Genomic DNA, 25,013 nt, shown 5'->3' on the forward strand with positions numbered 1-25,013 from the left:
CAGCATGGAATGCCGGCATGGTTCCGCGTCGGATGCGCCCGCCATGTGAAGCCTGCGCCGCGCGTTCAGCGGGCCGGACAGTGCAGCAAGGCCGAGCCCTGTCGCCAGCCGGGATCGTCGGCATAGGCGAACAGCAGTTGGCCCTCCTTGAGGTCGTCGATCACTGCGCGCGCCACCGCCGCACGCACCGCCGGGCAGCCCCAACTGCGTCCGAGCCGCCCCTGCCGCCGGCCCTGCTCGGGGTCGACGTAATCGGCACCGTGCATGACGATCAACCGCTCGCGTGCGCGGCCGTTGATGCCCGGCTCCAGGCCGTCCAGGCGCAGCGAGTAGCCGTTCTGGCCGGTGTAGGTCTCGGCCGTCGCGAACAGACCCAGGCTGGACTGGTAGCTGCCCTCGACATCGGAGAACACGGTCGGCCGGTTACCGCCGCTGCCGCGTCCGTGCGCAACGTGCTCTGCATGCAGCAACCGCGCCTGCGCCAGATCGAACACCCACAGGCGGACCTCGGTCGACGGACGCGAGTAATCGATCACCGCCAGCCGCTGCCCGACATCGCGCGTTCGCGCGGCGCAATCACGCGCCTGAAGCGCGAGCGCAAGCACGCCGCGATCCAGTCCCGGCGCCAACGCGGTCAGCCTGTCGACGCGATCGTCGCCATGGACGAGGCCGCCGGCCAGCAGTCCGATCGTGCAGCACATCCATTGGATCCATCTACGCATGGACCGAGCATATGCGCTCTACGTGACGCGCCCCGTGATCGCGGCGCTCCTCTCAACTGCCGGGATAATCGACCGCGCATTGCCCAAAAAAAAATCTGCCGACCCGCTTGCGCGGATGATTAAGTCCGTGTAATGTTCGCGCCCATCCGGCCAGCCCGAAATTTTCACGACATTCGCGACGCCATGAAAACCGCCTTTTCACCTGTCGACATGCCCCGTCTGCCGCGCGTCCAGCGCGAAGCGGCGCCATGCGCGCAGCTGGCAGCGCGGCGCGACCTGTCCGGCCACATCTTCGACTGATCTCCTCGATTCCAAGGAGATCGGCACCCCGATCTCCGAGGCACGCGAACGCCCTCGGATGCCACATCCGGGGGCGTTTTGTTTGTGCGTTCGAATACGCGTGTGCAACAGATCCGCAGGTTCTGCATTCGACCCGAGGCATCCGGGAAAACCGGTTTCCTGATTATCGGGCGATTATGTCGCGAGGCGTTCGCCATTGAGTGGCGGCAACGCTGTGCCCTGATGCCGGGCACGGGCGACGGGCGGGTGCAGCCTGCAGAATGGATCGGCGCCGGAAGGTGCCGATCGGACCATCGACGAACACGGGCTTGCGGTACGGGTTGCGATCCCGTCCGGTGCGCGCGGCACTGCCGTAGCGTATGCCGGCGCGTGCAAGGCGATGGTGCGACGAGCGGACGATAGCTCAGAGGCAGAGCAGCGGAACCACCGCCGGCCACCGGTTCGAGTCCGGTTCGTCCACCTTTGGATAGCTCAGATGGGTAGAGCATCGGACTGTTAATCCGACTGTCGCGGGTTCGACTCCCGCTCCAAGCATGACCTGTCACGTCATGACACCGGAACGCAAGTTCCACACCAGGACACGGCCCGCGCGGCGTGTCGCGCGCAGCAGAATCCGGCCTGTCGATGCCGCGAACCGTCGCAGCGGATCCGTCACCGGGCCAGCGTCCCCGAGGCGCGCGGACCGCCTGCGCACCGCCGCGCCCCGTCGCGACGTTCATGCCTGGGCGCTGTCTCCGCGCCGCGCGCACGCCGCGCTCCGCGACGGCGATGCCAGGGCCGCGTCCACCTTAGTCGCGGGTCCGCCCGCACCGCATCGCACACCACCGCGATGCGACGTACCGCCGCCGCGCAAACCGATCCATCGCGGCGACATCGACATCCGGATCGGACCACCAGTGCCAACAACCAAGGAGAGAGTGCCGTGCATGTCTACAACATGTTCTGGACCAGGCGGGTCGTGATCGGAGACGGCGAGCGCGGCCTGGTGTATCGCAACCGTCAGTTCGAGCGCATCCTCGCGCCCGGCGTGCATCGCATGTTCGACCCGTTTCACCGGGTCGAGGTGCGCACCTACGACATTTCCGCACCGCTCTATGCTGGCCACGATGCCGACACGCTGATCGCGCGCCTCGGCGAACAGCTGGACGAGGTGTTCGTGCACGCCGACATCGGCGCCGAGGAAGTGGGCCTCGTGTTCCGGCACGGCAAGCTCGAGGACGTGCTGGCGCCCGGCGCGCGCAGGCTGTACTGGCGCGGACTGGTCGATATCGCCGTCGAGCGCGTATCGCTCGCCGACGGCCTCGCCGTGCGCCCGGACGTGCTGCGTCGCCTGCGTCAGCTCGGCGTGCTGTCGAAGGTCGCCGTGGTCGTCGACGTACCGGCGGAAGCGGTCGGCCTGGTCTTCATCGACGGTTCGTTGCTGGGAACGCTCGGCCCCGGCGCCTACGCGTTCTGGAACTTCCAGAAAAACGTGGTCGCCGAGGTGGTAGACCTCCGCGTACAGCCGGTCGAGGTGTCGGGCCAGGAGCTGCTGACCCGCGACCGCGTGTCGCTGCGGGTGAACCTCGCGGCCAGCGTACGCGTGACCGACCCGGTCGTCGCACGGACCAAGGTCGCGAAGTCCGGCGATCACCTGTACCGCGAGCTGCAGTACGGCCTGCGCAAAGTGGTCGCCGCGCGCACCCTCGACGAACTGCTGGGCGACAAGGCCTCGCTGGACGCGGACATCTTCGCGTATGTGCGCGGCCAGGTGGCCGGCCTGGGCGTCGAAGTGCTCGGCGTCGGCGTCAAGGACGTGATCCTGCCCGGCGAGATGAAAACGATCCTCAACGAGGTGGTGCAGGCGGAGAAGGCGGCCCAGGCCAACGTGATCCGCAGGCGCGAGGAAGCCAACGCCACGCGTTCGCTGCTCAACACCGCGAAGCTGATCGAGGACTCGCCGGTGCTGATGCGTCTCAAGGAACTGGAGGCGCTGGAAAAGGTGACCGAGAAGATCGACACGCTCACCGTGTTCGGCGGCCTGGACGGCGTGCTGAAGCAACTGGTGACATTGAAGTAGCCATTCCCCGCACGGTGCAAGGATGCAGCGTGCGGGACCATCGAAGGAAAGAAAGACATGAGTCCCCCATCGCAATTCGAATTCCTGCATGCCGAAGGCAGCGCCACGCCGATCAAGGGCTGGGTGCGCGGTGTGCCGCTGGATGACCAGGCCCACGCGCAGCTGCGCAACATCGCCGCGATCCCGTTCGTCGGGCCGTGCGTGGCGGTGATGCCGGACGTGCATCTGGGCAAGGGCGCGACCGTTGGTTCGGTGATCCCGACCCGCGGCGCGATCATTCCGGCCGCGGTCGGCGTGGATATCGGCTGCGGCATGGCCGCGGTGCGCACCACGCTGCGCGCGAAGGACCTGCCCGACAGCTTGGCCCAGATCCGCTCGGGCATCGAGCGCGCGGTGCCGGTCGGCAACGGCCGCGGCGGCGAACACCGGAAGCTGCCCGACAGTATTGGCACGCGCGTCGCGCAGTCCGGCTTGGTCGAGCGCCTGGACGTGATCAAGCAGAAGCATCGCGGGATCCGTACCGACAAGCTGGACTGCCAGATCGGCACGCTCGGCGGCGGCAATCACTTCATCGAGCTGTGTCTCGACGAATCCGATGCCGTGTGGGTGATGCTGCATTCGGGCTCGCGCGGGACCGGCAACCTGATCGGCACCTACTTCATCGAGCAGGCACGCAAACAGCTCGAACACCGCGTGCTGGGCTTCCATCTGCCCGACCGCGACCTCGCGTTCTTCATGGAGGGCGAGCCGCTGTTCGAGGACTACGTGGAGGCGGTGTCGTGGGCGCAGGACTACGCCCGCGAGAACCGCGAGGCGATGATGGCGCGGGTCCTGGCCGAGCTGCGCCACCGGCTGCCGAAGTTCCAGCTCGAGACGCTGGCGGTGAACTGCCACCACAACTACGTGCAGAAGGAATCGCACGCGGGGCAGGAGGTGTACGTAACCCGCAAGGGCGCGGTGAGCGCGCGGACCGGCGAACTCGGGATCATCCCGGGCAGCATGGGCGCGAAGAGCTTCATCGTGCGTGGGCTGGGCAACGGCGACAGCTTCCACAGCTGCAGCCACGGCGCCGGCCGTGTGATGAGCCGCACGGCCGCTCGGCAGCAGATCACGCTGGCGCAGCACCGCGAGGCGACCGCGCACGTCGAATGCCGCAAGGACGCGGCGGTCATCGACGAAAGTCCCGCCGCCTACAAGGACATCGAAGCAGTCATGGCGGCGCAGTCGGACCTGGTGGAGATCGTACACACCCTGCGCCAGGTGGTGTGCGTGAAGGGCTGAGCCGCCCTCTTAGGCAAGGCCGCCCCGCGAGGGCGGCCTTCTTTCTGCCGGCCGTGCCGCGAGCGCCGCGCCTACGAATGAACCGATGCAACGCGCCGCCGGGCGCGGCTGCTTGCTCGGCTTAGGCCCAACTCAGGGAGGAACGCTTCCAGGTGCTGAAGATCGGCCTGGCAGTGACGCCGCACGCGGTCGCCTGGAGCGGCAGGCTGCCTGGGCCTACCTAGCCGCCACGCGTCCGTTACTGAGGTGCACACAGGCGCGGTCGCATGCCTTCCTGCTCGACTGAACCGACACTCCTTGATTGCGGGTTAAGCCCACCCGGCGCATGCTCCAATTCCTGTCCGATGCGCCGTGCGGACACCGCACGCGAGGGAGTCACCGCCATGAACCGCCGTTCCCTGCCCCTGCTGCTTGCCGCCGCGCTGACCGCGATCGCCGCGCCGGTGCTGGCACGCAGCGACGTGACCGACCCCGAGATCCCGAGGGCGCTGCCCGGAGACAGTCCGGTGTCGGTGCAATGGGGCGACCCGGACGCGTTCTCCGACATCCGCCAGAGCGGCAATCGCTGGGAGGCGCGTCGCGGCAACTGGGTCGTGCAGATCGCCGAGCACATCCGCCGACGCGCCGAGCGCGAGTTGCCGCCCGGCAGCACGCTCGAGGTCACGATCAACGACATCCGCCGCGCCGGCATGTACGAGCCCTGGCGTGGCCCGCAGCTCGACCATGTCCGCATCGTCAAGGACCACTACCCGCCGCGGATCGATCTGGACTTCGTGCTGCGCGACGCGTCCGGCACGATCGTCGCCGAAGGGCCGCGCGAACTGCGCGACATGGGCTTCCTGCAGCGCGCCGGCAGCACCATGAGCAGCGACGCCTTGCGTTACGAGAAGCAACTCATCGACGACTGGCTGCGGCGCGAACTGCGGCCGGCGCTCGTCCAGCGTTGAAGGCCCCCCGGGCATACGGGGCTCGGGGGAAGCGCCCGACAACAAAAGGCCGCGCATCTGCGCGGCCTTTTGCGTGACGCTCCTGCGGGGTGCTAGCGCACCACGTTGAGGAAGTGGATGTGGCGCTGGTACTGGTCGAGCACGTCGTGGATCAGCTCGTCGCGACGCCAGCCCATCACATCGTAATCCTGCCCGCCCTCGCGCAGATGCACCTCGGCGCGATAGTAGCGATCGGAATCCTTCCTGCGCCGGCGCGGGTCGTCGAGCATGAAGCTCGGCGGCTCATACGGGATCGGCCGCACGGAATAGTAGAAGTCCATCTCCTCGCCATGGCCGACCTGCAGCCAGACCCGGCCGTCCTCGCCGCTGTCGACCTGCACTTCGAGGGCCTGCTTGCGCAGTTCGGCGGCCACATCTTCGAACGCAGGCCGGACCTGCGACTGCAGGTACGCCAGCACCTCCTTCTGCAGCGGGTGATGGGCGAGCGCGCGCAGGCGCACCTTCCAGTCGCCGCCACCGCCCAGGCCCGTCGGCGCCAACCGTGCCTCTCGGGTGCTCACCTGCTTGACCACCTCCAGACGCATCGCGCGCACCATGCCCCAGCACATCAGGATCATGACCACGGTGAACGGCAACGCCGAGGCGATCGTCGCGGCCTGCAGCGCCGCCAGACCACCGGCCAGCAGCAACGCGATCGCGACCGCACCTTCGGCCAGCGCCCAGAAGATGCGCTGCCACACCGGCGATTCCTCCTCGCCCTTGGTGGTGAGCATGTCGATGACCAGCGAGCCCGAATCCGACGAGGTCACGAAGAAGATCACCACCAGCGCCGTCGCCAGACCCGAGGTCAGCGTCGAGAACGGCAGGTTTTCCAGGAACTGGAAGATCGCCACCGAGCTGTCGGCGGCCACCGCATCCACCAGTTGGGTCACGCCGTCGACCATGACCATGTGCAAGGCCGTGTTGCCGTAGATGGTCATCCACAGGAACGTGAAGCCGAGCGGCACGAGCAGCACGCCGACGACAAACTCGCGGATCGTACGGCCGCGCGAGATGCGCGCGATGAACATGCCCACGAACGGCGACCAGGCGATCCACCAGCCCCAGTAGAACAACGTCCAGCCACCCAGCCAGCTGGTCGGCTCGTAGGCGTAGAGGTTGAAGGTCATCGAGAACAGGTTCGACACGTACATGCCGGTGTTCTGCACGAAGGTCTGCATCAGGTAGACCGTCGGCCCGGCGATCAGCACGAACGCCAGCAGCGCGACTGCCATGATCATGTTGAGCTCCGACAGCCGGCGCACGCCACGATCCAGGCCGCTGACCACCGAACCGGTCGCGATCAGCGTGATCACCGTGATCAACACGATCTGCGTCGTCGTCCCCACTGCGATGTCGAACAGATAGTTCAGGCCGGCGTTGATCTGGATCACGCCCAGACCCAGCGAGGTCGCCAGACCGAAGATCGTGCCCAGAACCGCGAAGGTGTCGACCGCGTGGCCGATCGGGCCGTGGATGCGCTCGCCGATGATCGGGTACAGCGACGAGCGGATCCGCAGTGGGAGCCCGTGGCGATAGGCGAAGTAGGCCAGCGACAGCGCCACCACTGCATAGATCGCCCAGGCATGGATGCCCCAGTGGAAGAAGGTGATGCGCATGGCCTGGCGCGCGGCGGCGATCGTCTGCGCATCGCCGATCGGCGGCTCGGCGTAATGCATGATCGGTTCGGCCACGCCGAAAAACATCAGACCGATGCCCATACCCGCCGCGAACAGCATCGCGAACCAAGTGACGTAGTTGTAGTCGGGCCGGCTGTGATCGGGCCCGAGTTTGATCCGGCCAAAACCGCTGACCGCGATGCCGATGATGAACACCAGAAAGCCCGCCACCGCGAGCACGGTGAACCAGCCCGCGTCATTGGCGACCCAGGTCTTGGCATGGCCGAACGCGGTTTCGGTCGCTTCGGGCACGACGAACGAAAGCACCACCAGGGCCAGCACAATCAACGCCGACGGGTAGAAGACCGGGCCGAGAATGCGCGAGTGCCAGCGTTCCGGCGGTGCGGCCGGCTCAGGGGCCGGATGCGCGGGAGAGTCGTTCATGGAAAGTCCTCATGCGGGGCACGGCGTCGGGCTGCAGCCTGTGCCAGGCGCCGCCGTGTCCAGGTGAAAGCGGCGGCAAGGCCGCCACCGGAGCGTGGGCCGGGCAGCGCCCGGCCTGCGATCAGAAGTAGAAGCCGATGTTGACGTTGAGCCGGGAGTGCCAGCCGTCGTTGGCCGGATCGCGCACGCCGATACCCGGGCCGCCGGCGAACCACATGTTCTTGCCGGCGATCCAGTCGACGTAGGTCAGCATCACGCCCTTGCCGAAGCTGCAGCCGGTGACGTTCTGGATCGAGTCGCGCAGGCCCGGATCGCCGCCCACCGGCAGCGTCGCGCTGGCATTGTTGTAGCAGGTGATGCTGTCGAACCAGCCGGTGCGCTGCACGTCCCAGGCGACGTTGAACGTCGGCACATCGGCCTGCGAGGCGATCTCGAACGGAAACATGAAGGCCGACATCGCGATTCGCGACTCGGGGTTGTCGTAGCGGTAGCGCGCCCATTGCGCCTGCAGCGTCAATGGACCGCGGGTCCATTGCCCATGCAGCGCGGCGCCAGTGTGATCGTGCTTGCGACCGTCGATACGATTCTCGATGCGGCCAGCGAATGCCGACACGCCATAGGCCGTCTCCCAGCCGCCGCTCGTGCCGCTGCGCTCGTAGCGCACGATCGCGCGTTCGCGCTCGCGATAAGGCAGGTCCTCGGTCGTCGCGACATCGAAGGAATAACGGTCGAAATTGGCGCCGGTGCCGTACTCATCGCCAGAGAACACACCCGCATGCCACTGATGCGCGCCGTGCTGGCGCTGCCAGACCACGCCCAGGTCGTAGTCGTCCTCGATGCCCAGGTAATAGCCGGAGCCGAACCAGAAACTGTGCGAGGCCGTCGGCAACAGGCCGAACGGCACCTGCTGGACACCGGCGCGGATATCGGACACTGGGCCGCCATCGCGGCCGTCCTCCAGGCGCCAACCCGCGTAGGCGTGATGGATGGCGTCGAAGCCGTCGTACCAGCGGTACTGCAGGGAGAAGAAGGCAGGGCCAACATGGCCTTTGGCGTCGACCCGGACCAGTTCGGTCTGCAGGCCGCTGGTCGGCCCATAGTCGAGCCATCCGTAGTTGAAGCGGACCGCGCCGCCAAGATCGAGACTGCGTCCGGCATCGGCACCGTCATCTGCCGACACGACAGGCATTGCGCCTGCCAGGACACCACATAACAACCATCTGGAACCACGCATCATCACAACAGGTCTGCCCTCCTCGAAGCACTCGATGAATCGACACGAATCGGCCATTTTAACGATTCGCAGCGCCAAGCCCAAATCCGGCGGAATGCGAATACGCAAAAAACGCAGGGAAAAACCCGGGGTTTTCAGCCAGGACACGATATGCGACACGCGCGCGCCGCAGGCCATTCGATGCCAGGAAACACACGGCCGTCCCAGGTGCGCGGCCGCATCCGGGCGCTATCATGGACAACCGGCAATGATGCCGATGTGCAGATCTCGCATGACCGTCTACGTCGACGATGCCGTGCACCTGTGGCGCGGCGAACGCTGGGCGCACCTGCTGGCGGACACGCTCGACGAGCTGCATGCCTTCGCCGCGCAGCTCGGTATCCCGCGCCGCGCGTTCCAGAACCGCACCAGCGGTGCGCACTACGACGTCACCGCCGCATTGCGCGACCGCGCGATCGCGCTGGGGGCGATGCCGATCTCGCGCCACAATGACCGTGCGCTGGTCCGCGCGGTGATCGACAACGCGCGGCGCCAGGGACGCGGCCTGGCGCCCTGAGCGCAGCGCCACGGATGAAGCCGACGTTCGGCGGCGGTATCCTTCCGCCCTTTCCGATCACGATTTTCGACCATCATGACCGACACCCCACCCGACCGCCTGTCCAACGACCCGCGCAGCCCGTACTACGATGCGGACGCGATGAACCGCGGTATCGGCATCCGGTTCAACGGCAACGAGCGCCGCGACGTCGAGGAATACTGCGTCAGCGAAGGCTGGATCCGGGTCGCGGCCGGCCGTGCACTCGACCGCCGCGGCCAGCCGCTGACGGTCAAGCTCAAGGGCACGGTCGAGCCCTACTTCCACCTCGGCGGCTGACCCGACTGGGCACCACGCCGGCCGATCAACTGCCGGCGCGGACCTCGGCCACGATGCGGTCGGCGATCGCCTGCACCTGCTTGGTGGTCATCGGCGCGAAGATGCCCTGCCAGGCGCTCGACGTCGTGTCGTAGCTGCGCGTGGCGACGACCTGTCCCCCGGGTTGCTTCACGAATTGCGCGCTGGCCTTGATATGCGCGTTGCCGGTCATCACGCCCAGGCCGATGCGGGCGCCGGTCGACACATAGCGGTAGCTGTCCACGCGCAGCACCACCACGACCCCGGGCGGATCAAGCGTGGCCGGCCGGCTGTCGCGCACGCTGCCCTGCATCCCGGCGGCCGACGTCGCATTGCGGATCGCCTCGTCCCACAGCGCACGGAACTGCGACCAGTCGTCGGACGCACGTGCGGTATCGCTGCCCTCGACCACCAGCACAACCTGACGCACATCGCCCCCGAACACGACCGGTTCCTCCGGCACGCCGGCCGGCCGCTGCACCGTGGCCGCGCAGGCCGACAGCAGGGCGAGCAGTGCAGTGGCCACGACAAGACGCAGCGCGCACACACGGCGATCGGCCGCGGATGGGATTTGGGGACAAACGGTAAGCATGGCGATTCCTCCGATGGCGGGCATCGCGGCCGGACCCTCCCCCTGCGCGGCGTCCTGGCGCGCGTGGGCAGCCTAGCGCGGTCGCATGCGCATCGCGTGAACTAACCGCCCGCCTCACAACATGCCGTCGCGCTTGATCGCCAGATAGCGTTCGACGAGCGCGGACGGCAGCTGCTCGCCGGTGACGTCGAGCACGGTCACGCGATGGTTGCGCAACGCATCGTGCGCGGCCTTGCGCTGGGCCAGATAGCGCGCGGTGGCACCGGCGCGCACGGCGTCGTCGTGATCGCGCACTTCGGCATCGAGCACCTCGTCGAGCGCGCGCTCGCGCAGCGAGGCGACGACGACCAGGTGCCGCTTCTGCAACATGCGCACGGCTGCCAGCACATCCTCGATGTCCTCGTCGCGCAGGTTGGTCACCAGCATCAGCAGGCCGCGCCGACGCTGACGCAGCGACAGCTCGGTCGCCGCGGCCAGGTAGTCGGTCGCCACCGCCTGCGGTTGCAGGTCGTAGCTCACCCGCAGCAGCGTGTCGACCGCGCCCATGCCGCGCTGCGGCGCCATCCAGCGCGCGTCGCCGCCGGTTGCCAGCAGGCCGACCGCATCGCCCTGGCGCAACGCGAGATAGGACACGACGAGCGCAGCATCGAGTGCGTGGTCGAAGTGCGACAGCGCACCGTCCTGGGCGAGCATCCGTCGCCCGGTGTCGAGCACGACGATCAGTTGCTGGTTCTTCTCGTCCTGATACTCGCGCGAGATCAGCTTGCGTGCGCGCGAACTGGCCTTCCAATCGATCTGGCGCAGGCTGTCGCCGATGCGATACTCGCGCATCTGGTGGAAATCGGTGCCTTCGCCGCGTCGCCGCTTGATGTGCGCGCCGACCAGCCGCGAGGCCTGGTCGGCGCTGAGCAGCGCAAGCCGGGTCAACGGGGCGAAGTTCGGGAACACGCGCACGCGCTGCCGCGTACCGGCATCGCGCCGCTGCCGCCACAGGCCCAGCGGCGAGCGCAGACGCAGTTGCACGCCGTCGAATGCGGCCTCGCCGCGCCGGATCGGGCGCAGCCGGTATTCGACCCGGGCGACGGTGCCCGGCGCGAGTCGCAGCCGCCGCGGCAGGCCCGTGACCTCCCAGTCCGGCGGATGCAGGTCGTGCACATCCAGATGCTGCACGCGTGCGCCGCCCTCGATCTGCAGCACCGCCGGGCGGGTCACACCGATCGGCCAAGCCTCGGGTACCGTGCGCACGACATCCGGCGTGGGTCGGCGCGCCAGCAATGCGAGGTCACCGATCGACAGCGCCAGCAAGAGCGCACCGATCGCCTGCCATGGCAGCACCGCAGGCGGCCACAGCGAGGCCGCCACCCCGGCCAGGCCCCAGACCACGAGCAGCCCGATCAGGACCGGCGCCGGCCTCATGTCTGCATTCCGCGTTGGCGAACGCCCGAGGTCATCGGCGCGGCGCGTCGACCTTGGCCAGCACCGCCTGCAGCACCTGGTCGGCATCCTGACCTTCGATCTGCAGTTCCGGCGCAAGCGCGATGCGATGGCGCAGCGCGGGCGTGGCGATCTCGCGGATGTCGTCGGGGGTCACGAAATCGCGTCCGGCCAGCACCGCCTGCGCGCGCCCGGTGCGGATCAGCGCCAAGCTGCCACGGGGACCGGCGCCCAGCGCGATGCCCGGCCAACGGCGGGTCGCGCCGGCGATACGCACGGCGTAGTCGACGACCGCGGCATCGACGACGGTCGCCGCGGTGCCCTGCTGCAGCGCGACGATCTCGCCCGGCGCCAGCACCGTCGCCAGCTGCGACAGGTCGAAATCGGCCGCGACCTTGCCGCCGCTGATCGCGGTCACCATCGCGACCTCGTCCTCGTGCTCGGGGTAGTCGATCAGCACCTTGAGCAGGAAGCGATCGAGCTGCGCCTCGGGCAACGGGTACGTGCCTTCCTGCTCCACAGGGTTCTGCGTGGCCAGGGTCATGAACGGCGGCGGCAGTTCGAAGCTGTGGCCTTCGATCGTGACCTGCTGTTCCTGCATCGCCTCCAGCAGCGCAGACTGGGTCTTGGCCGGTGCACGGTTGATCTCGTCGGCCAGCAGCAGGTTGGTGAAGATCGGCCCGCGGCGCACGACGAAGGTCTCGCTCTTGGTGTCCCACACGGCATGGCCGCTGACATCGCTGGGCATCAGGTCGGGCGTGAACTGCACACGCGCGAAGTTGCAGCCCAGCGCGGTCGCCAGCGCACGCACCAGCAGCGTCTTGCCCAGGCCCGGCACGCCTTCGAGCAGCACGTGGCCGCCGGCCAGCAGGGCGACCAGGATCTGGTCGAGCACCTCGGGCTGGCCGATGAAGGCCTTGGCGACCTCGTCGCGGACGGCGGCGACGCGTTCGGCGAGGGCATCGCCGGTGATCGGCGCGGGCGGGGACACAGGCAGTTCGCTCATGGTCGGAGTCTCGTGAGGTTCGATCGCATCTGGATCAGGCGGGCGATGCGCTGGCGCAACGCCTTCGCATCGTCGGGACGGGGCGCGAGCAGGGCCTGGCGGACCTCGCGCGGGGACAGGCCGGTGCGCGCGGCAATGGCCTGGTCGCGGGCCTCGCCCTCGAGCGAGGCGGCCAGTGGGTCACGCCGGCGCAGGCGCGCCAGGAACGCCTCGCGGACTGCCTCGTAAAGCAACGGCGCACGGCCGTAGCGCACCAGGTGCTCGCCACTGGCGCGCACGTGTTCGAGCAGCGCGCGCCGTGCGGCCGGCGGAGACGGCCGCAACGGGCCCAACCGCTGCGTGCGCATCCACAGCCAGGCGGCCAGTGCCAGCAGCAGCGGCCCCCAGGCCATCCAGCCGCGCGTCAGCAGCAGGTACCACAGCGGCGGCACGCTGGCCGCGTAGACGAGGTGGACCGTCCCCTCGCCCCAGTTCGGCGCCAGCACTTGGCGCGCGAGCATCCAGTGCGGGCCCTCGCGCAGCGCATCGTTGGCGAGGAAATCCATGTCGGCGAGTACATCGACCCAGCCCTCGCCGTGGGCAAAACGGGCATAGGCCAGATGGCCGTCCGGGTCGCCCCAGGCCAGCCACGGCTCGCCCCCGTCGAGCTCGAAGCGGCGCCCCCGCAGAACTCGGTATGCGGCGGCTGGCCTTCGATGCGCAGGTGTTCGCAGACCCCGGCGCCGTCGATCAGCCGCACGCCCAGTTCGCCGAGCAAGGTCCGCGGCCGCGTCGCCCCGTCGCGCAGCCGCGGCGGCGGCGTGCGCACCACCAGATGACCGCCGCCGTCGACCCAGTCGACCACGGTCGCGATCTCAGCCGGCGTCATTGTCCCCGGATCGCCGTAGATCAGCAGCGTGTCGCGCGGCCCCAGCGCGATCGTGTCCAGGCGCAGGCGCTGGCGCGACTGCGCCGGCACCCCGGCCTCACGCAGCGTCTGGCGCAACGCGTACAGCGGGTTGTAGGCCGCCTCGCCGCGCGGCGGCAGCGTGCGCTCCTCGTCCACGCGCTCGTGGGTGTGCAGGAACCACGCCACGCTCAACGCGAGCACGAGCGCCGCCAGCACCCCCAGTCCGATGCGCGTCGGCCAGCCCATCAGGACGCCCACCCGAAACGCGGCGCCAACGCGGCAACGAGCGCCTCGAAGCCCTCGTCGTCGGGCAGCCGCCCACCGTACGCGGCGCGCTGCCAGACCCGCACCATGCCCGCAAACGCATCACGGTCGCTGGCCTCGGGCAGACGCCGCGACGCCCGCAGGCACTGCGCCTCGGTCGCGCCCGGGACCAGGGTCACCCCGGCCCGTTCGGCCATCGCCTCGACGCTGCCGCGGTAGAGCAGCGCAAGTGCGCGCCGCCGCTGGCCCTCACGCCACAGCGTCCGCGCAGTCGTCACCAGATCGTCGGGCAAGGCCTCGGGCAGCGGTGGCGCCGCATCGACGACGATTTCGCTGGGCGCGTCCGTTGCGGCGAGCCCGTCGCGCATCCACGGCCACCAGCGGCGTGCGGTCAGCACCAAGGCCAGCACGATCAGGCCGAACACGATCCACAGCCCGTACTCGGCGATCAGCGCGAGCACCTGTGCAATCGCCGCGAACACCCCCGGATCGAGCGTGCTGCTGCGATTGCGCGCCTTGTCCTCGCGCGTTTTGGGCTGCCAACGCCGTTCGATCCGCCGGTTGTCGAGCAGGGGATCGGTATACGCGCGCTCGACGGACTGGCCGAAATCCGCATCCTGCGCGAGCTGGTCGTCGAACACGTCCTGCAACGAGACCGCCGCCGCGTCCGTCTCGTGGTCCCGGTTTCGGTCCCGATCCCGGTCCTCGGGCGTCCAGGTCTTGGTCGGCGCCAGCGGGTCGTCGGCCGGGGCCTGTTGCGCCTGCGACGGGCCGGCGGCCAGCAGCAGACCCGCCAACAGCGCGACCGTGAAGGTCGAGGCCGTCGGCGCGATCCGCGCGCGCAGCCGCCGGAACGCGATCTCCAGATCCCAGGCCTCCAGCTGCGTGCGCCGGTTGAGGTACAGCCCGAACCCGGCGCCGACCTGGAACGGCGCGACCAGGCCGATCGCCAGCCACAGCGCCAGATTGCCCAGCACCTGCGCCCAGCGTGGGGGCTGCTGGGTGATCAGCGCCCACATCGCGCGCGCCGACTCCGACAGCAGCTCGGCGGGCACGAACAGCAGCACCAGCGAGACCAGCGACAGCACCAGCACGCCGACGAACAGCTGACCGACGATGGCCAGCAGCAGCGCATGCCCGCCAACGCCGTCGATCAGCAGCCGCCGGCGCTGCGCCAGCGCCGGCCCGGTCAGGCCTTCGAGCAGTGCGACCGGCAGCGCCACCGTCCGCCACGGACTGAACCGCCGCCAAGTCAGGTAGGCGAGGATCGGACGCCAGCCCCAGCGCAGCTGCGCGGCGAGCGTCTGCCGCGGCCGCGGCGCGGCGCCGAACACCGCGCGCGAAAGCACGAACAACGGAATCCGGTCGAGCAGCGGCGCCAGCCACCACAGCGCCAGCGTCGCCAGCCACAGGCGGTCGATCGCCCAGGCCGCGGCGTTGACCGCGACAAACAGCGGCAGCGCGCACGCCAGCCACGGCCCCCAGATCGCAGCCGCATGCCGGCGCACCAGCGCGTTGCCCAGCTCCATTGCTTCCCAGCCGGTGCGCGGGCGCAGCTCGACCTGGACCGACTCAACGCGCATCCACGCCCCCACGTCCGCCGCGCCACAGCCACAGCAACACCAGCAGCCACAGCCCGCCGCCGACGCCGAAGCGCACGGGATCGGGAATCGCCCCGGTCGACGACCAGAACGCCTCGACGAACGCCGCGAACACCAGCATCACCAGGATGCCGATGCACAACCGGCCGCCATCGCGTCCGGCCTGCACCAGCGCATCGAGCCGCCGCAACGGGCCCGGCGCGACCAGCGCCAGGCCCAACCGCAGGCCGCCGGCACCGGCGATCACGATCGCGGTGAGCTCGGGCGCCGAGTGGCCGGCCACGAAGCGCCAGAACGGGCCGCCGTGACCGATCGCCTGCAAATGGCCGGCGACCACGCCGAAGAACACGCCGTTGAACAGCAGCACGAATATCGTGCCGACGCCCGCCAGCAGCCCACTGGCGAAGGTGCGGAATCCGATGCTGACGTTGTTCCAGATGTAAAAGCCGAACATCTGCACATCGGTCTGGCCCGAACGCTGGAAGGCCATGTCCGCCCCCGCCGGGTCGTACATCGATTCCATCTGCGCCAGCTGCGACGGCGAGAGCACCGTATAGGCCAGCTCCGGCCATCGCAGCACCAGCGCGAACAACAGCGCCATCGGCAACGCGAACAAGGCCAGCGACGCCCACAGACAACCACGCTGGGCACGCACCAGGCGCGGGAACTCGGCCAGCAGGAACAGCAACGCGCGCCGCCAGGGCGGCGGCGGCGGGCGGTACATCACCGCGTGGCCGCGCTGCATCAGCGCCTGCAGCCGGGCGGTGAGCTGCGGGCTGTAGCCGCGCCGGCGCGCGAGCGCCTGTTGCTGACACAGCCGGCGGTAGCGCGACGGGATCTCCTCGTCGCTCAGGCCGTCCCAGTCGCTGCGGTGGCGGCGTGCGCGCCAAGGGCTGGCCGCGCGGGCATCGAGCCAGCGCTCGAAGGCATCCCATTCGGCCGCGTGCCGAGCGACGAAGCTGTCCTGCCTCATGCGCGGCGCCCCAGCAGCCAGTTCGCGATGCCCAGCAGGCGCAGCACGCCCATCTCGCCACGCGCGCCGGTCACCGGCGCGACCACGTCGGCCAGTTCCTGCTGCCGTCCGGGCGTGAGCGTGCCCGCGCGTTCGGCGAACGCGATCACCGCGATCTGCTCATGCGCCTGCAGCGGCACGGCCGGGGCCTGCGGCTGCAGCTCCAGCGCGGTCGGCAAGGTCCGGTCGCGGGGGCATGGATCACCAGTGTGCCGGCGACCATGTCGCCCAGCCGCCGACTCCAGGGATCGGCCAGGCAGGCCACCAGACCCGCGCCGTAGCCCATCGGCAGCATGTCGACGGTCCGCATCAGGTTGCGCACGAAGCTGGCCATCCAGCCGATCGGTGCGCCGTCGGCCGAGACCACGCGCAATGACAACGCGCGCTTTCCCGGAGTCCGGCCGCCGGCCAGGGCCTCGAACAGCACCGGGTAGCCCCAGAAGATCACGAATAGCGTGACCATGTAGACGCCCGAGCCGACCCGGCCCAGCAGACCGAGCACGATCGCCGCGGCCAGCAGCAGGACGCCGCGGATGCCCAGGTCGATCAGCCAGGCGACCGCGCGCGGCACCGGGCCGGCCGCCGGCAGTTGCAGCGCCACGCCCTCGGGCGTGTGCACCTCGCGCACGGTGTCGAGCAGGGCCATGGGCGCCTGCGTGCGCGCTGCGGTCGCGGCCTCCCTGCGCCCCTGCTCCGTATCGCTCATGCGTCGTACGTCGTCCCGCTCAGGCCGCCATTGCGGCCAGATACTCGTCCTTGAGCCGGACGTAGTGTGCCGCGCTGTAGCGCAGCCCCTCGATCTGCGCCTCGGTGAGCCGGCGCACGCAGCGCGCCGGATTGCCGACCCACAGCTCGCCCTCGCCGATCTCCCGGCCCGGCGGCACCACCGCGCCGGCGCCAATCATCGCGTGACGGCCGACCACGACGCCGTCGAGCACGATCGCGCCCATGCCCACCAGCACCGCGTCGCCGATCGTGCAGGCATGCAGGATCGCCTTGTGGCCGACCGTGACGTCGCTGCCGACGATCGTCGCAAAGCCGCCGAGCTTGGCATGCGGGCCGGCGTGGCTGACGTGGATCACCGTGCCGTCCTGCACGCTGGTACGCGCGCCGATGCGCACGTGGTTGACGTCGCCGCGGATCACCGTGCCGGGCCAGACCGAGACGTCGTCGCCCAGATGCACGTCGCCGATCACGGTCGCGGCCGGATCGACATAGACGCGGGCGCCGAGCTGCGGAGCGATGTTGCGATAAGGGCGCAGGTTCATCGCGCGAGTATGCCTGCCCGGGCACGGCTTTGCCCCCTCGCGCAGAGGCCGCGGCGCTGCGATCCGCTCCTGCGCCGGGACCGGCGCCTGCGCGAGGACTCAGCGCGCGGACGGCAGCCGGTACCAGCCGCGGTCGTAGGCGAGCGAGCCCCACAGTGCCTGGGCATGCGCCTGCCGGGCCAGCGTCGGCGACAGCGCGGCCGGGCGCAGCACCCCGGTCCCGGGCGTGTAGCGGTACTGGCTCGGCGGCTTGTCCGGCTGGAACACGACCACGTCCTCGCCCTGCAGCCACGCGAAGTTGCGGTCGTACTGCATCAGCGCCCGTCCCGGCAGGCTGATGTGCGGATCGGAGAGATCGCGACCGGTCATCGGCGTGGCATCACCGATGCCGATCAGCGACAGCAGCGTCGGTCCGAGATCGATCTGGCTGGCGATGCGGTCGTCGCGGCGCGGCGCGATGCCCTGGCCGAGGATCAGGCCCGGAATGTGGAAGTTGTCGATCGGCACCAGGTCGCGGCCGAACACCCGCGAGTCGTGGTCGGCCACGACCAGGAAGACGGTGTCCTGCCAGTAGTCGCTGGCCATCGCGCGCGCGAAGAACCCGCCCAGCGCATGGTCGGCGTACTTGGCGGCGTTGTCGCGCGTGTGCAGCGGCTGCTCGTAGGGTGCGATGCGCCCTTCCGGGAACTCGAAGGGGTCGTGATTGCTGGAAGTGAACACAAAGCCGAAGAACGGCTTGCCCTCGGCGTGCAGGCGCGCGAACTCGCTGTCGGCGCGCGCGAACAGATCCTCGTCCGACACGCCCCAGGCGCCGACGAAGGTCGGGTTGCGGTAGTCGCGCTGCTCGATCACGCGACCGAAGCCATTGCCCAGGAAGAACCCGCGCATGTTGTCGAAGTGACTCTCGCCGCCGTAGTAGAACGTGGTGTCGTAACCGCGCCGGCGCAGCACTTCGGCCAGCGTGAAGAAGCCATGCTGGCTGCCCTGCCGCTTGACCACAGCCTGCGCCGGGGTCGGCGCGAACCCGGCGACGACTGCCTCGATGCCCCGCACCGAACGCGTGCCGGTCGCATAGAGGCGGGTGAACGCCCAGCCCTGGCGCGAAAGTGCATCGTAGTGCGGCGACAGCGGGCGCCCGCCCAGGCTGCCGATGAACTGCGCCCCGAGGCTCTCCTCGAGCACGATGACCAGGTTCTTCGGCCGCCCCTGCCAACTGGGCGTGCGCGCAGCGAGCGTGGGGATCGCCGGATCGGCGAACGCGGCCGCCGGCAGGCCGGTGTCGCGGCGCACCGTCGCGAGCACCTCCGCATCGGGCAACTCGCCGTACAGCGCCTGCGCGCTGTCCTCGTGGCGCAGCCACCCACGCACGGCGTCGCCCAGCGAGTAGAACGAGTTCAACGGCAACGTGTTGACTGTGGGGTCGCTGCTGAAGGCCAGCATCGCGGGGTTCATCGGCCGATGCCCCAGGGTCGAGCGCACCCCTAGCGCCGCCAGCGCGAGCACCAGCAGCGCCAGCGCCGCGCGCACCGGCAATCCAGGCAGGGGCACATCGTCCCGCGGCCACCAACGGCGCACGAGGCGGGCGCTGCCCCAGATCACGACACCGGTGAGCCCCAGCACCACGACGCATTCCAACAGGCGGCCGCCGGCCAGCATCGACAGCACTTCGCGCGGATAGGCCAGGTACTCGACGAACAGGCGGTTGGGACGCAACCCGTACTCCTGCATGAAGCCAGGGGTGGCGAGCTCCAGGCCGGCCAGCAGCGTGGCGCCTGCGACCAACCACGCGATCACCGCGCCGCGCACCGCGCGCCAGGCGAGCACGCGCGCGGGCAGCAGTATCAGGAGCGCGGCGAGCGGGCCGAACAGCAGGCAGACGCTGGCGATGTCCACCCGCAGGCCCTGCAACAGCACCTGCGCCCAGCCGTCGACTGCGGTGACCCGGGTGTGGTGCCAGGCCGCCAGGCCCAGCCGCGAGAGGCTCAGCAGCAGCAGGCCAAGCGCGCAGATCCCCAGTACAGGGCGGAGCCGGGCGAGCGTCCCGTGCAGCCTGGTCATCGCCGATTCCATCCGCCGGCAGGGGGCGGTGGCGACAGGATCGCCAGCGGCCTGTCGGAAGCGCATGGGAAAGATGTCGGAAATCTGTCGTAACGCCGCGACCGCCGCCCGTATCATCGGACGCAGATACCGGGCACGACCCTGTGGGAAGGACCGATGCGACTGCTCGTGGTCGAGGACAACCGCAACCTTGTCGGCAACCTGTTCGAATACTTCGAACCGCGTGGCCATGAGATGGACGCCGCGCCGGACGGCATCGTCGGCCTGCATCTGGCGGTGACCCAGCGCTACGACGCGATCATCCTGGACTGGATGCTGCCGCGGCTGGACGGCTGCACGCTGCTGCAACGGCTGCGCGAGCATGCGATCGATACGCCGGTGATCATGCTCACCGCGCGCGACGACCTGCACGACAAGCTCGTCGGCTTCCGCGCCGGTGCCGACGACTACCTGACCAAACCCTTCGCCCTGCCCGAGCTCGAGGTCCGGCTCGATGCGGTGCTCGCGCGCGCGCGCGGCCGGCGCAGTCCGCGCGCGCTGCAGATCCACGATCTGCGCCTGGATCTGGACACGCTGGAAGCCACGCGTGCCGGCCAGGTCCTGCACCTGTACCCGGCCGGGCGCAAACTGCTCGAGACGCTGATGCAAGCCAGCCCCGCTGCGGTCGAACGCCGGCAGCTCGAACACGCGCTGTGGGGCGACGCCCCGCCCGATGGCGACATGCTCCGCTCGCATGTCTACGACCTGCGCCGCAGCGTCGACGGCCCGTTCGCGGTCAAGCTGATCCGCACCCTTCCGCGCTACGGCTACCGGCTCGTTGCGCCCCCGGACGCGTGCCCGCCCGAATGAGTCGGACCCGCAGTCTGCGCACCCGCATCCTTTACTGGCTGGCAGCCTACGCGCTGCTGCTGACGACCGCCGTGTCACTGCACGGCTTCCTGGTCAACGAGTACGCCGAACGCAGGTTGTGGGATTCGATGCTCCGCACCGAGTTCGCCCGCCACCTCGAGCGGCGCGCCAGCGACCCGCAGTACTGCTGGAGCGATTCGGACAGTCTGCGCCTGTACGTCGGGCAGGCCGGCGCGCCACCTGAGACCCGCCGCCTGCCGGACGGCATCCACGACGAGGTCGAACTGGCCGACGGCACCGAGCTGCTGGTGCTGGTGGCGCATGTCGATGGCCTGCGCCACGTGCTGACGTTGGACATCACCGAGATGGAACGCGAGGAAGACCGGCTGACGCTGTTCATCCTCGGCTCGTCGATCCTGCTGGTGCTGCTGATGGGTGCGGTGATGGCGGTGGGCCTTGGACGCGCCCTGCGTCCGCTGACGACGCTGGCGCGCGACATCGCCGCGCTCTCGCCCGACCGCGCCGGGCAACGCGTCGTGCCCGGGCCGCAGGCCAGCTCGGAACTGGAGGTCATCGCCGCGGCGCTCAACGACTACCTGCAACGCAACGAGCGCTTCGTCGAACGCGAGCGGGCGTTCATCCGCACTGCCAGCCACGAACTGCGCACACCGGTGGCGGTGATGTCGGGCGCCGCCGAGCTCGCACTCGCCACCCCGGACGTGCCGGCCACGACCGCGCACCAGTTGCGGCGCATCCGCCACACCGCCAACGACATGGACCGCCTGATCGCACTGCTGCTGGCACTGGCCAAGGATCCGGCGCGTCTGCTGCAGGCCGGCCACCCGATCGAACTGTCGGCGTTGCTGCCGGCGATCATCGACGACCACCGCCACCTCACCCGCGACAAGGCGCTGGAGATCGTCCTGCACGCACCGCAACCGTGCACGATCCTCGCCCCGCCCGGCGTGGTCCGCGCGACGGTGGGCAACCTGCTGCGCAACGCGATCGAACACAGCGACGACGGCCGGATCGAGATCGCCCTGCATGCCGACGCGACCGTCGTCATCCGCGACCCTGGCCACGGCATGTCGCCCGAGCAGATCAGCACGATCTACTCGCGCATGGCGCGCAGCGCGGCCCCTGTGGGCGACGGCATCGGCCTGGAACTGATCGCGCGCGTCTGCGAACACCTGGGCTGGGCGCTGGAGATCGAATCGGCGCCGGGCGGCGGCACCACCGCCACGCTGCGCATGCACGCATCCGGCAGCGCGCGTTGAACGGCATGCGCGCAGCCTAGTGCGGCGCGTCGCGCCCCCTCAGGTCTTCAGACCTGCCGCAGCACAAGCGCCGCTCGCCGGCCCGGACTGACGGATGCAGCGCTGGACGATCAGCGCCTTGGTCTGTTCTACGGTCGCGATCTGCGCGTGGGCGCCGGCAGGCCGCGGCGACGGAGCAGGCGCAGGCGCAGGCGCAGGCATTAGCACTGCGTTGTCAACGCTATTGGACAAGTCGATGCCATATCGGAGTCAGCACATATTTCCCATTTATTAGCCAATTCCGATCACCGGTACTTATCGTCTCTGCCGCATAGAATGCGGCTGATTGCCCGCACGCCGCGAGGCCGTACGAAGGCCGGCCTGGACGCGTGTGATGAAATGCGCACCGTTGCGGCCTCGAGCACCGCGATCGTGGCTGTAAGGGCCACCACGTGCGTCGGTACACCCGACCGCCCCCCGGCCTCTCCAAGACATCAACAAGTGACCCACTGAATGAAGATCGCCAGTTGGAACGTCAATTCGCTCAATGTGCGCCTGCCGCACCTCGAGCAGTGGCTGCGGGAAGCGCAGCCGGACATCGTCGGATTGCAGGAAACCAAGCTCGAGGATGCGAAGTTCCCCGACTCGGCGCTTGCCGCACTCGGCTACCGCAGCGTGTTCTCCGGCCAGAAGACCTACAACGGCGTCGCGTTGCTCGCGCGCGAGCGCGCGATCGCCGATGTGCAGATCGGCATTCCCGGCTTCGAGGATGACCAGAAGCGCGTGATCGCGGCGACGATCGACGGCGTGCGCGTGATCGACCTGTACGTCGTCAACGGCCAGGACGTGGGCACCGAGAAGTACGCCTACAAGCTGCGCTGGCTCGAGGCGGTGCACGACTGGGTCGCGCGCGAACTGGCGGCTCATCCGCAGCTGGTGGTGCTGGGCGACTTCAACATCGCGCCCGATGCGCGCGACGTGCACGACCCCGAGGTCTGGAACGACAGCCACATCCTCACCTCGAGCGCCGAGCGCGACGCGCTGCGCCGGCTGCAGGCACTGGGCCTGCACGACGCGTTCCGTCTGCACCACGAGCAGGGCGGAATGTTCAGCTGGTGGGACTACCGACAGGCCGCGTTCCGCCGCGACCTCGGCCTGCGCATCGATCTGACCCTGGTCTCCGATGCCCTGCGCGACCGCGCGCTGGCTTCGGGCATCGACCGCGAGCCGCGCACCTGGGACCGGCCCAGCGACCACGCACCGGCCTGGGTCGAACTGCGGCTGGACCGGTAGCCGCGCGAACACGCAGACACACGCGCCGCACCGACACGGCTCCAAAAACCGGGGTCAGAGTGCAATTTCGCCTCGCAAAAATTGCACTCTGACCCCGGTTTTAAAAATCGACTCTGACCCCGGTTTTGGGGTCAGCGGCGGAACAGGTTGACGATCGCCAGCAGGATGACCGCGCCCAGGAAGGCAGTGACCAGGAAGCCGAGCCAACCGCCGCCCACGCTCAGCCCGATCCTGGGCAACAGCCAGCCGCCGATGAAGCCGCCGACGACGCCGATCACGATATTGAGCACGATGCCCTGGCCGCGGCTGCGCATCAGCAGGCTCGCCAACCAGCCGGCGATGCCGCCGACGAACAGATAGAACACCCAGGACCAGAACGACGTCGGTTCCATACCCGCCCACCTCCAACTGCGAAAAGGAACCGCCGGGCACGCCGGCGGCCGTCAGCACACAGACGACGCGCTCAGACCACCGCGTCGCCGAGCAGAGCGTCCAGCGCGGCGCGCGGCAGCTTGCCGGTCTCGTTGCGCGGCAGCGCGTCCACCCGGCGCAGCCGCCGCGGCAGGAACACCGGATCGGTGCTCTCGCGCAGCGCGGCCAGCAGCGTCGCGTCGTCGAGCGCAGGATCGGCGACCACGACGGCCGCGATCCGCCGCACCCCGTAGGCATCGGCGGTCGTCGCCTGGCAGATCACGCCATCGCGCACGCCCTCGATCGCCAACAGCCGGCGGGTGAGGTCGGCCAGCGACGCACGCTTGCCCGCAATCTCGATCATGTCGGCCTGGCGACCGCGCAGTACGAAATGCCCGTCGGCGTCGAGCTCGACGATGTCGGCCAGCATCCGCGGCTCGGGCAGGTGCGGCGCAGTCACCAGCGTACCGTCGGGCACAGGCTGCAGGCGCACGCCCGCGAACGGCGTCCAGGCGGTCTCGCAGGCGGTCCGGCGGCGGGCAAAGATGCAGGTCTCGGTCGAGCCGAACAGCTCGCGCACCTCGCACCCAAAGCGCGCCTCGGCCTGCGCGGCCAGCGTCTGCGGCAGCGGCGCGGTCGCGGTCGCGATCGCGGCCAGCGGCGGCAGTGCCACGCCTGATTCGACCAGCGTGCGCAGGTGCACCGGTGTGGTCACCAGCAGGGCCGGCGCCGCTGCGTCGCGCAGCGCCGCGGCGATGTCTTCGGGGAAGAACGGTCGCGCGTCATGCACCGCCACGTTGCCCAGCAAAGGCAGCAGGACCGACATCTCCATGCCGTACATGTGCTGCGGCGGCACCGTCGCCACCACCGGCAACGTCGCCCCAGCGTGCAGATCGGCCAGCGCCGCCAGGTTCTGCGCAGTGCTGGCGTGGAAGCTGCCCCAGGTCTTGGCGTTGGCGGTCGGCACGCCGGTGCTGCCGGAGGTGAAGCCGATCGCGACCACCGCATCGGCGGCAAGCGTGGGCATATCGTCGGCGAACGCCAGGGGCAGGACCTCGGGCAGGCGCAGATAATGCGGCGGCATCGCACCCGATGCGGGGGCCCCGGCCTCGCAGCCGCAGTCGCCGCGATCGCCGACGCAGTAACTGTCGGGGTGGCGCGCCCGCACGTCGTCGATCGCCCCGCGCGTCCGCGAGGGCGGCAGCAGCGTCGTCTGCCCGCGCAGCGCAACCGCGCAGAACGCGACCAGGAAGCGGTAGCGGTCCTCGCACAGGTTCAGCGCGCATGGCGCGTCGGGCAGCATCGCGGCCACACCGCGCACATGCGCCAGGAACGTCGCCAGTGGCACCGGGCCCTGCGCACCGAACGCGACCGCGCGCGCGCCTTCGCCCGCGGCCAGCGGCAGCCGCCCGGCATCTTGCGCTTCCCCCACGCCCCCCTGTTCCCACACGACTGCCGACATCCGCACTGCGCTCCTCGTGACCTGGCCCGCGCGCCCCGGCGGCATCGCGTATCCGACGTTTTAGCTTACGCTGGACGCCCC

At 69.5% G+C, this 25,013-nt stretch carries 20 protein-coding genes, 2 tRNA genes and 2 pseudogenes; 10 read left to right on the forward strand and 14 right to left on the reverse strand.

The window, feature by feature from the left end:
• Positions 1-65 precede the first annotated feature (65 nt).
• Positions 66-701, reverse strand: coding sequence for a hypothetical protein (locus BEN78_04265; GenBank protein ASR42721.1), 636 nt, complete (start codon positions 699-701; stop codon positions 66-68).
• Positions 702-1,414: 713 nt separating this feature from the next.
• Here BEN78_04265 and BEN78_04270 point away from each other — a divergent pair.
• From BEN78_04270 to BEN78_04290, 5 genes are all read left to right on the forward strand, one after another.
• Positions 1,415-1,482, forward strand: a tRNA-OTHER gene (locus BEN78_04270).
• Positions 1,483-1,556, forward strand: a tRNA-Asn gene (locus BEN78_04275). It abuts the tRNA gene before it with no gap.
• A gap of 403 nt (positions 1,557-1,959) precedes the next feature.
• Positions 1,960-3,081: a stomatin/prohibitin-family membrane protease subunit gene (locus BEN78_04280; GenBank protein ASR44899.1), complete on the forward strand. Its 1,122-nt coding sequence runs from the start codon at positions 1,960-1,962 to the stop codon at positions 3,079-3,081.
• A gap of 57 nt (positions 3,082-3,138) precedes the next feature.
• Complete coding sequence (locus BEN78_04285; GenBank protein ASR42722.1) at positions 3,139-4,362, forward strand: RNA-splicing ligase RtcB; 1,224 nt, start codon at positions 3,139-3,141, stop codon at positions 4,360-4,362.
• A 383-nt stretch (positions 4,363-4,745) separates the two neighbouring features.
• Complete coding sequence (locus BEN78_04290; GenBank protein ID ASR44900.1) at positions 4,746-5,309, forward strand: hypothetical protein; 564 nt, start codon at positions 4,746-4,748, stop codon at positions 5,307-5,309.
• Positions 5,310-5,401: 92 nt separating this feature from the next.
• On the opposite strand, the gene BEN78_04295 is transcribed toward BEN78_04290, so the two are convergent.
• The gene (locus BEN78_04295; protein ASR42723.1) at positions 5,402-7,411 is read right to left on the reverse strand and encodes a choline transporter; all 2,010 of its coding nucleotides are present in this window, start codon (positions 7,409-7,411) and stop codon (positions 5,402-5,404) included.
• Between the two features lie 121 nt (positions 7,412-7,532).
• Positions 7,533-8,645 carry a hypothetical protein gene (locus tag BEN78_04300; GenBank protein ASR44901.1) on the reverse strand — a complete coding sequence of 371 codons (1,113 nt, stop codon included), beginning with the start codon at positions 8,643-8,645 and terminating at the stop codon, positions 7,533-7,535.
• Positions 8,646-8,916: 271 nt separating this feature from the next.
• Between BEN78_04300 and BEN78_04305 the strand changes: the two genes are divergently transcribed.
• Both BEN78_04305 and BEN78_04310 read left to right on the forward strand, forming a co-directional pair.
• Entirely contained in the window at positions 8,917-9,201 is a 285-nt protein-coding gene (locus BEN78_04305; protein ID ASR42724.1) for a hypothetical protein, read from the forward strand.
• A 75-nt stretch (positions 9,202-9,276) separates the two neighbouring features.
• A complete protein-coding gene (locus tag BEN78_04310) occupies positions 9,277-9,519 on the forward strand; it encodes a glutathione peroxidase (protein ID ASR42725.1) in 243 nt (80 codons plus the stop codon).
• Between the two features lie 25 nt (positions 9,520-9,544).
• Here the strand turns inward: BEN78_04310 and BEN78_04315 are convergent, their stop codons facing one another.
• The 9 genes and pseudogenes from BEN78_04315 to BEN78_04355 all read right to left on the reverse strand — a co-directional run bounded on the left by BEN78_04315 (position 9,545) and on the right by BEN78_04355 (position 19,673).
• Positions 9,545-10,084, reverse strand: coding sequence for a hypothetical protein (locus BEN78_04315; protein ASR42726.1), 540 nt, complete (start codon positions 10,082-10,084; stop codon positions 9,545-9,547).
• Between the two features lie 159 nt (positions 10,085-10,243).
• Complete coding sequence (locus BEN78_04320) at positions 10,244-11,545, reverse strand: hypothetical protein (GenBank protein ID ASR42727.1); 1,302 nt, start codon at positions 11,543-11,545, stop codon at positions 10,244-10,246.
• A gap of 31 nt (positions 11,546-11,576) precedes the next feature.
• Complete coding sequence (locus BEN78_04325) at positions 11,577-12,569, reverse strand: AAA family ATPase (protein ID ASR42728.1); 993 nt, start codon at positions 12,567-12,569, stop codon at positions 11,577-11,579.
• Positions 12,566-13,704: pseudogene (locus BEN78_04330) on the reverse strand (hypothetical protein). The gene BEN78_04325 and the pseudogene BEN78_04330 overlap by 4 nt, the downstream one beginning before the upstream one ends.
• Entirely contained in the window at positions 13,704-15,305 is a 1,602-nt protein-coding gene (locus BEN78_04335; GenBank protein ASR42729.1) for a hypothetical protein, read from the reverse strand. Before BEN78_04335 ends, BEN78_04330 begins: the two are co-directional and overlap by 1 nt.
• Complete coding sequence (locus BEN78_04340; protein ID ASR42730.1) at positions 15,295-16,296, reverse strand: hypothetical protein; 1,002 nt, start codon at positions 16,294-16,296, stop codon at positions 15,295-15,297. The genes BEN78_04335 and BEN78_04340 overlap by 11 nt, the downstream gene beginning before the upstream one ends.
• Positions 16,293-16,981 (reverse strand): annotated as a pseudogene (locus tag BEN78_04345) (hypothetical protein). Before BEN78_04345 ends, BEN78_04340 begins: the two are co-directional and overlap by 4 nt.
• Positions 16,982-17,060: 79 nt before the next feature.
• On the reverse strand, positions 17,061-17,603 hold the full coding sequence (locus tag BEN78_04350; protein ASR42731.1) for a gamma carbonic anhydrase family protein: 543 nt from the start codon (positions 17,601-17,603) through the stop codon (positions 17,061-17,063).
• A gap of 99 nt (positions 17,604-17,702) precedes the next feature.
• The gene (locus BEN78_04355) at positions 17,703-19,673 is read right to left on the reverse strand and encodes a sulfatase (GenBank protein ID ASR42732.1); all 1,971 of its coding nucleotides are present in this window, start codon (positions 19,671-19,673) and stop codon (positions 17,703-17,705) included.
• 144 nt (positions 19,674-19,817) lie between these two features.
• Here BEN78_04355 and BEN78_04360 point away from each other — a divergent pair, with 144 nt between their 5' ends.
• The 3 genes from BEN78_04360 to BEN78_04370 all read left to right on the forward strand — a co-directional run bounded on the left by BEN78_04360 (position 19,818) and on the right by BEN78_04370 (position 23,059).
• Complete coding sequence (locus BEN78_04360) at positions 19,818-20,510, forward strand: two-component system response regulator (GenBank protein ASR42733.1); 693 nt, start codon at positions 19,818-19,820, stop codon at positions 20,508-20,510.
• Complete coding sequence (locus tag BEN78_04365; GenBank protein ID ASR42734.1) at positions 20,507-21,787, forward strand: hypothetical protein; 1,281 nt, start codon at positions 20,507-20,509, stop codon at positions 21,785-21,787. Before BEN78_04360 ends, BEN78_04365 begins: the two co-directional genes overlap by 4 nt.
• 492 nt (positions 21,788-22,279) lie before the next feature.
• Positions 22,280-23,059: an exodeoxyribonuclease III gene (locus tag BEN78_04370; GenBank protein ID ASR42735.1), complete on the forward strand. Its 780-nt coding sequence runs from the start codon at positions 22,280-22,282 to the stop codon at positions 23,057-23,059.
• A gap of 131 nt (positions 23,060-23,190) precedes the next feature.
• On the opposite strand, the gene BEN78_04375 is transcribed toward BEN78_04370, so the two are convergent.
• Positions 23,191-23,451 carry a hypothetical protein gene (locus BEN78_04375; protein ASR42736.1) on the reverse strand — a complete coding sequence of 87 codons (261 nt, stop codon included), beginning with the start codon at positions 23,449-23,451 and terminating at the stop codon, positions 23,191-23,193.
• 71 nt (positions 23,452-23,522) lie between these two features.
• Positions 23,523-24,869 carry an AMP-ligase gene (locus BEN78_04380; protein ASR44902.1) on the reverse strand — a complete coding sequence of 449 codons (1,347 nt, stop codon included), beginning with the start codon at positions 24,867-24,869 and terminating at the stop codon, positions 23,523-23,525.
• Between the last annotated feature and the right edge of the window lie 144 nt (positions 24,870-25,013).

This window comes from Xanthomonas citri pv. mangiferaeindicae, assembly GCA_002240395.1.
Taxonomy (GTDB): Bacteria; Pseudomonadota; Gammaproteobacteria; order Xanthomonadales; family Xanthomonadaceae; genus Luteimonas; species Luteimonas citri_A.

Bases quoted from the DNA above. Each gene is read 5' to 3' on its own strand.
- BEN78_04265 (ASR42721.1), bottom strand. From the start codon at position 701: ATGTGCTGCACGATCGGACTGCTGGCCGGCGGCCTCGTCCATGGCGAC.
- BEN78_04280 (ASR44899.1), top strand. From the start codon at position 1,960: ATGTTCTGGACCAGGCGGGTCGTGATCGGAGACGGCGAGCGCGGCCTG.
- BEN78_04285 (ASR42722.1), top strand. From the start codon at position 3,139: ATGAGTCCCCCATCGCAATTCGAATTCCTGCATGCCGAAGGCAGCGCC.
- BEN78_04290 (ASR44900.1), top strand. From the start codon at position 4,746: ATGAACCGCCGTTCCCTGCCCCTGCTGCTTGCCGCCGCGCTGACCGCG.
- BEN78_04295 (ASR42723.1), bottom strand. From the start codon at position 7,411: ATGAACGACTCTCCCGCGCATCCGGCCCCTGAGCCGGCCGCACCGCCG.
- BEN78_04300 (ASR44901.1), bottom strand. From the start codon at position 8,645: ATGCGTGGTTCCAGATGGTTGTTATGTGGTGTCCTGGCAGGCGCAATG.
- BEN78_04305 (ASR42724.1), top strand. From the start codon at position 8,917: ATGACCGTCTACGTCGACGATGCCGTGCACCTGTGGCGCGGCGAACGC.
- BEN78_04310 (ASR42725.1), top strand. From the start codon at position 9,277: ATGACCGACACCCCACCCGACCGCCTGTCCAACGACCCGCGCAGCCCG.
- BEN78_04320 (ASR42727.1), bottom strand. From the start codon at position 11,545: ATGAGGCCGGCGCCGGTCCTGATCGGGCTGCTCGTGGTCTGGGGCCTG.
- BEN78_04325 (ASR42728.1), bottom strand. From the start codon at position 12,569: ATGAGCGAACTGCCTGTGTCCCCGCCCGCGCCGATCACCGGCGATGCC.
- BEN78_04335 (ASR42729.1), bottom strand. From the start codon at position 15,305: ATGCGCGTTGAGTCGGTCCAGGTCGAGCTGCGCCCGCGCACCGGCTGG.
- BEN78_04340 (ASR42730.1), bottom strand. From the start codon at position 16,296: ATGAGGCAGGACAGCTTCGTCGCTCGGCACGCGGCCGAATGGGATGCC.
- BEN78_04350 (ASR42731.1), bottom strand. From the start codon at position 17,603: ATGAACCTGCGCCCTTATCGCAACATCGCTCCGCAGCTCGGCGCCCGC.
- BEN78_04355 (ASR42732.1), bottom strand. From the start codon at position 19,673: ATGGAATCGGCGATGACCAGGCTGCACGGGACGCTCGCCCGGCTCCGC.
- BEN78_04360 (ASR42733.1), top strand. From the start codon at position 19,818: ATGCGACTGCTCGTGGTCGAGGACAACCGCAACCTTGTCGGCAACCTG.
- BEN78_04365 (ASR42734.1), top strand. From the start codon at position 20,507: ATGAGTCGGACCCGCAGTCTGCGCACCCGCATCCTTTACTGGCTGGCA.
- BEN78_04370 (ASR42735.1), top strand. From the start codon at position 22,280: ATGAAGATCGCCAGTTGGAACGTCAATTCGCTCAATGTGCGCCTGCCG.
- BEN78_04375 (ASR42736.1), bottom strand. From the start codon at position 23,451: ATGGAACCGACGTCGTTCTGGTCCTGGGTGTTCTATCTGTTCGTCGGC.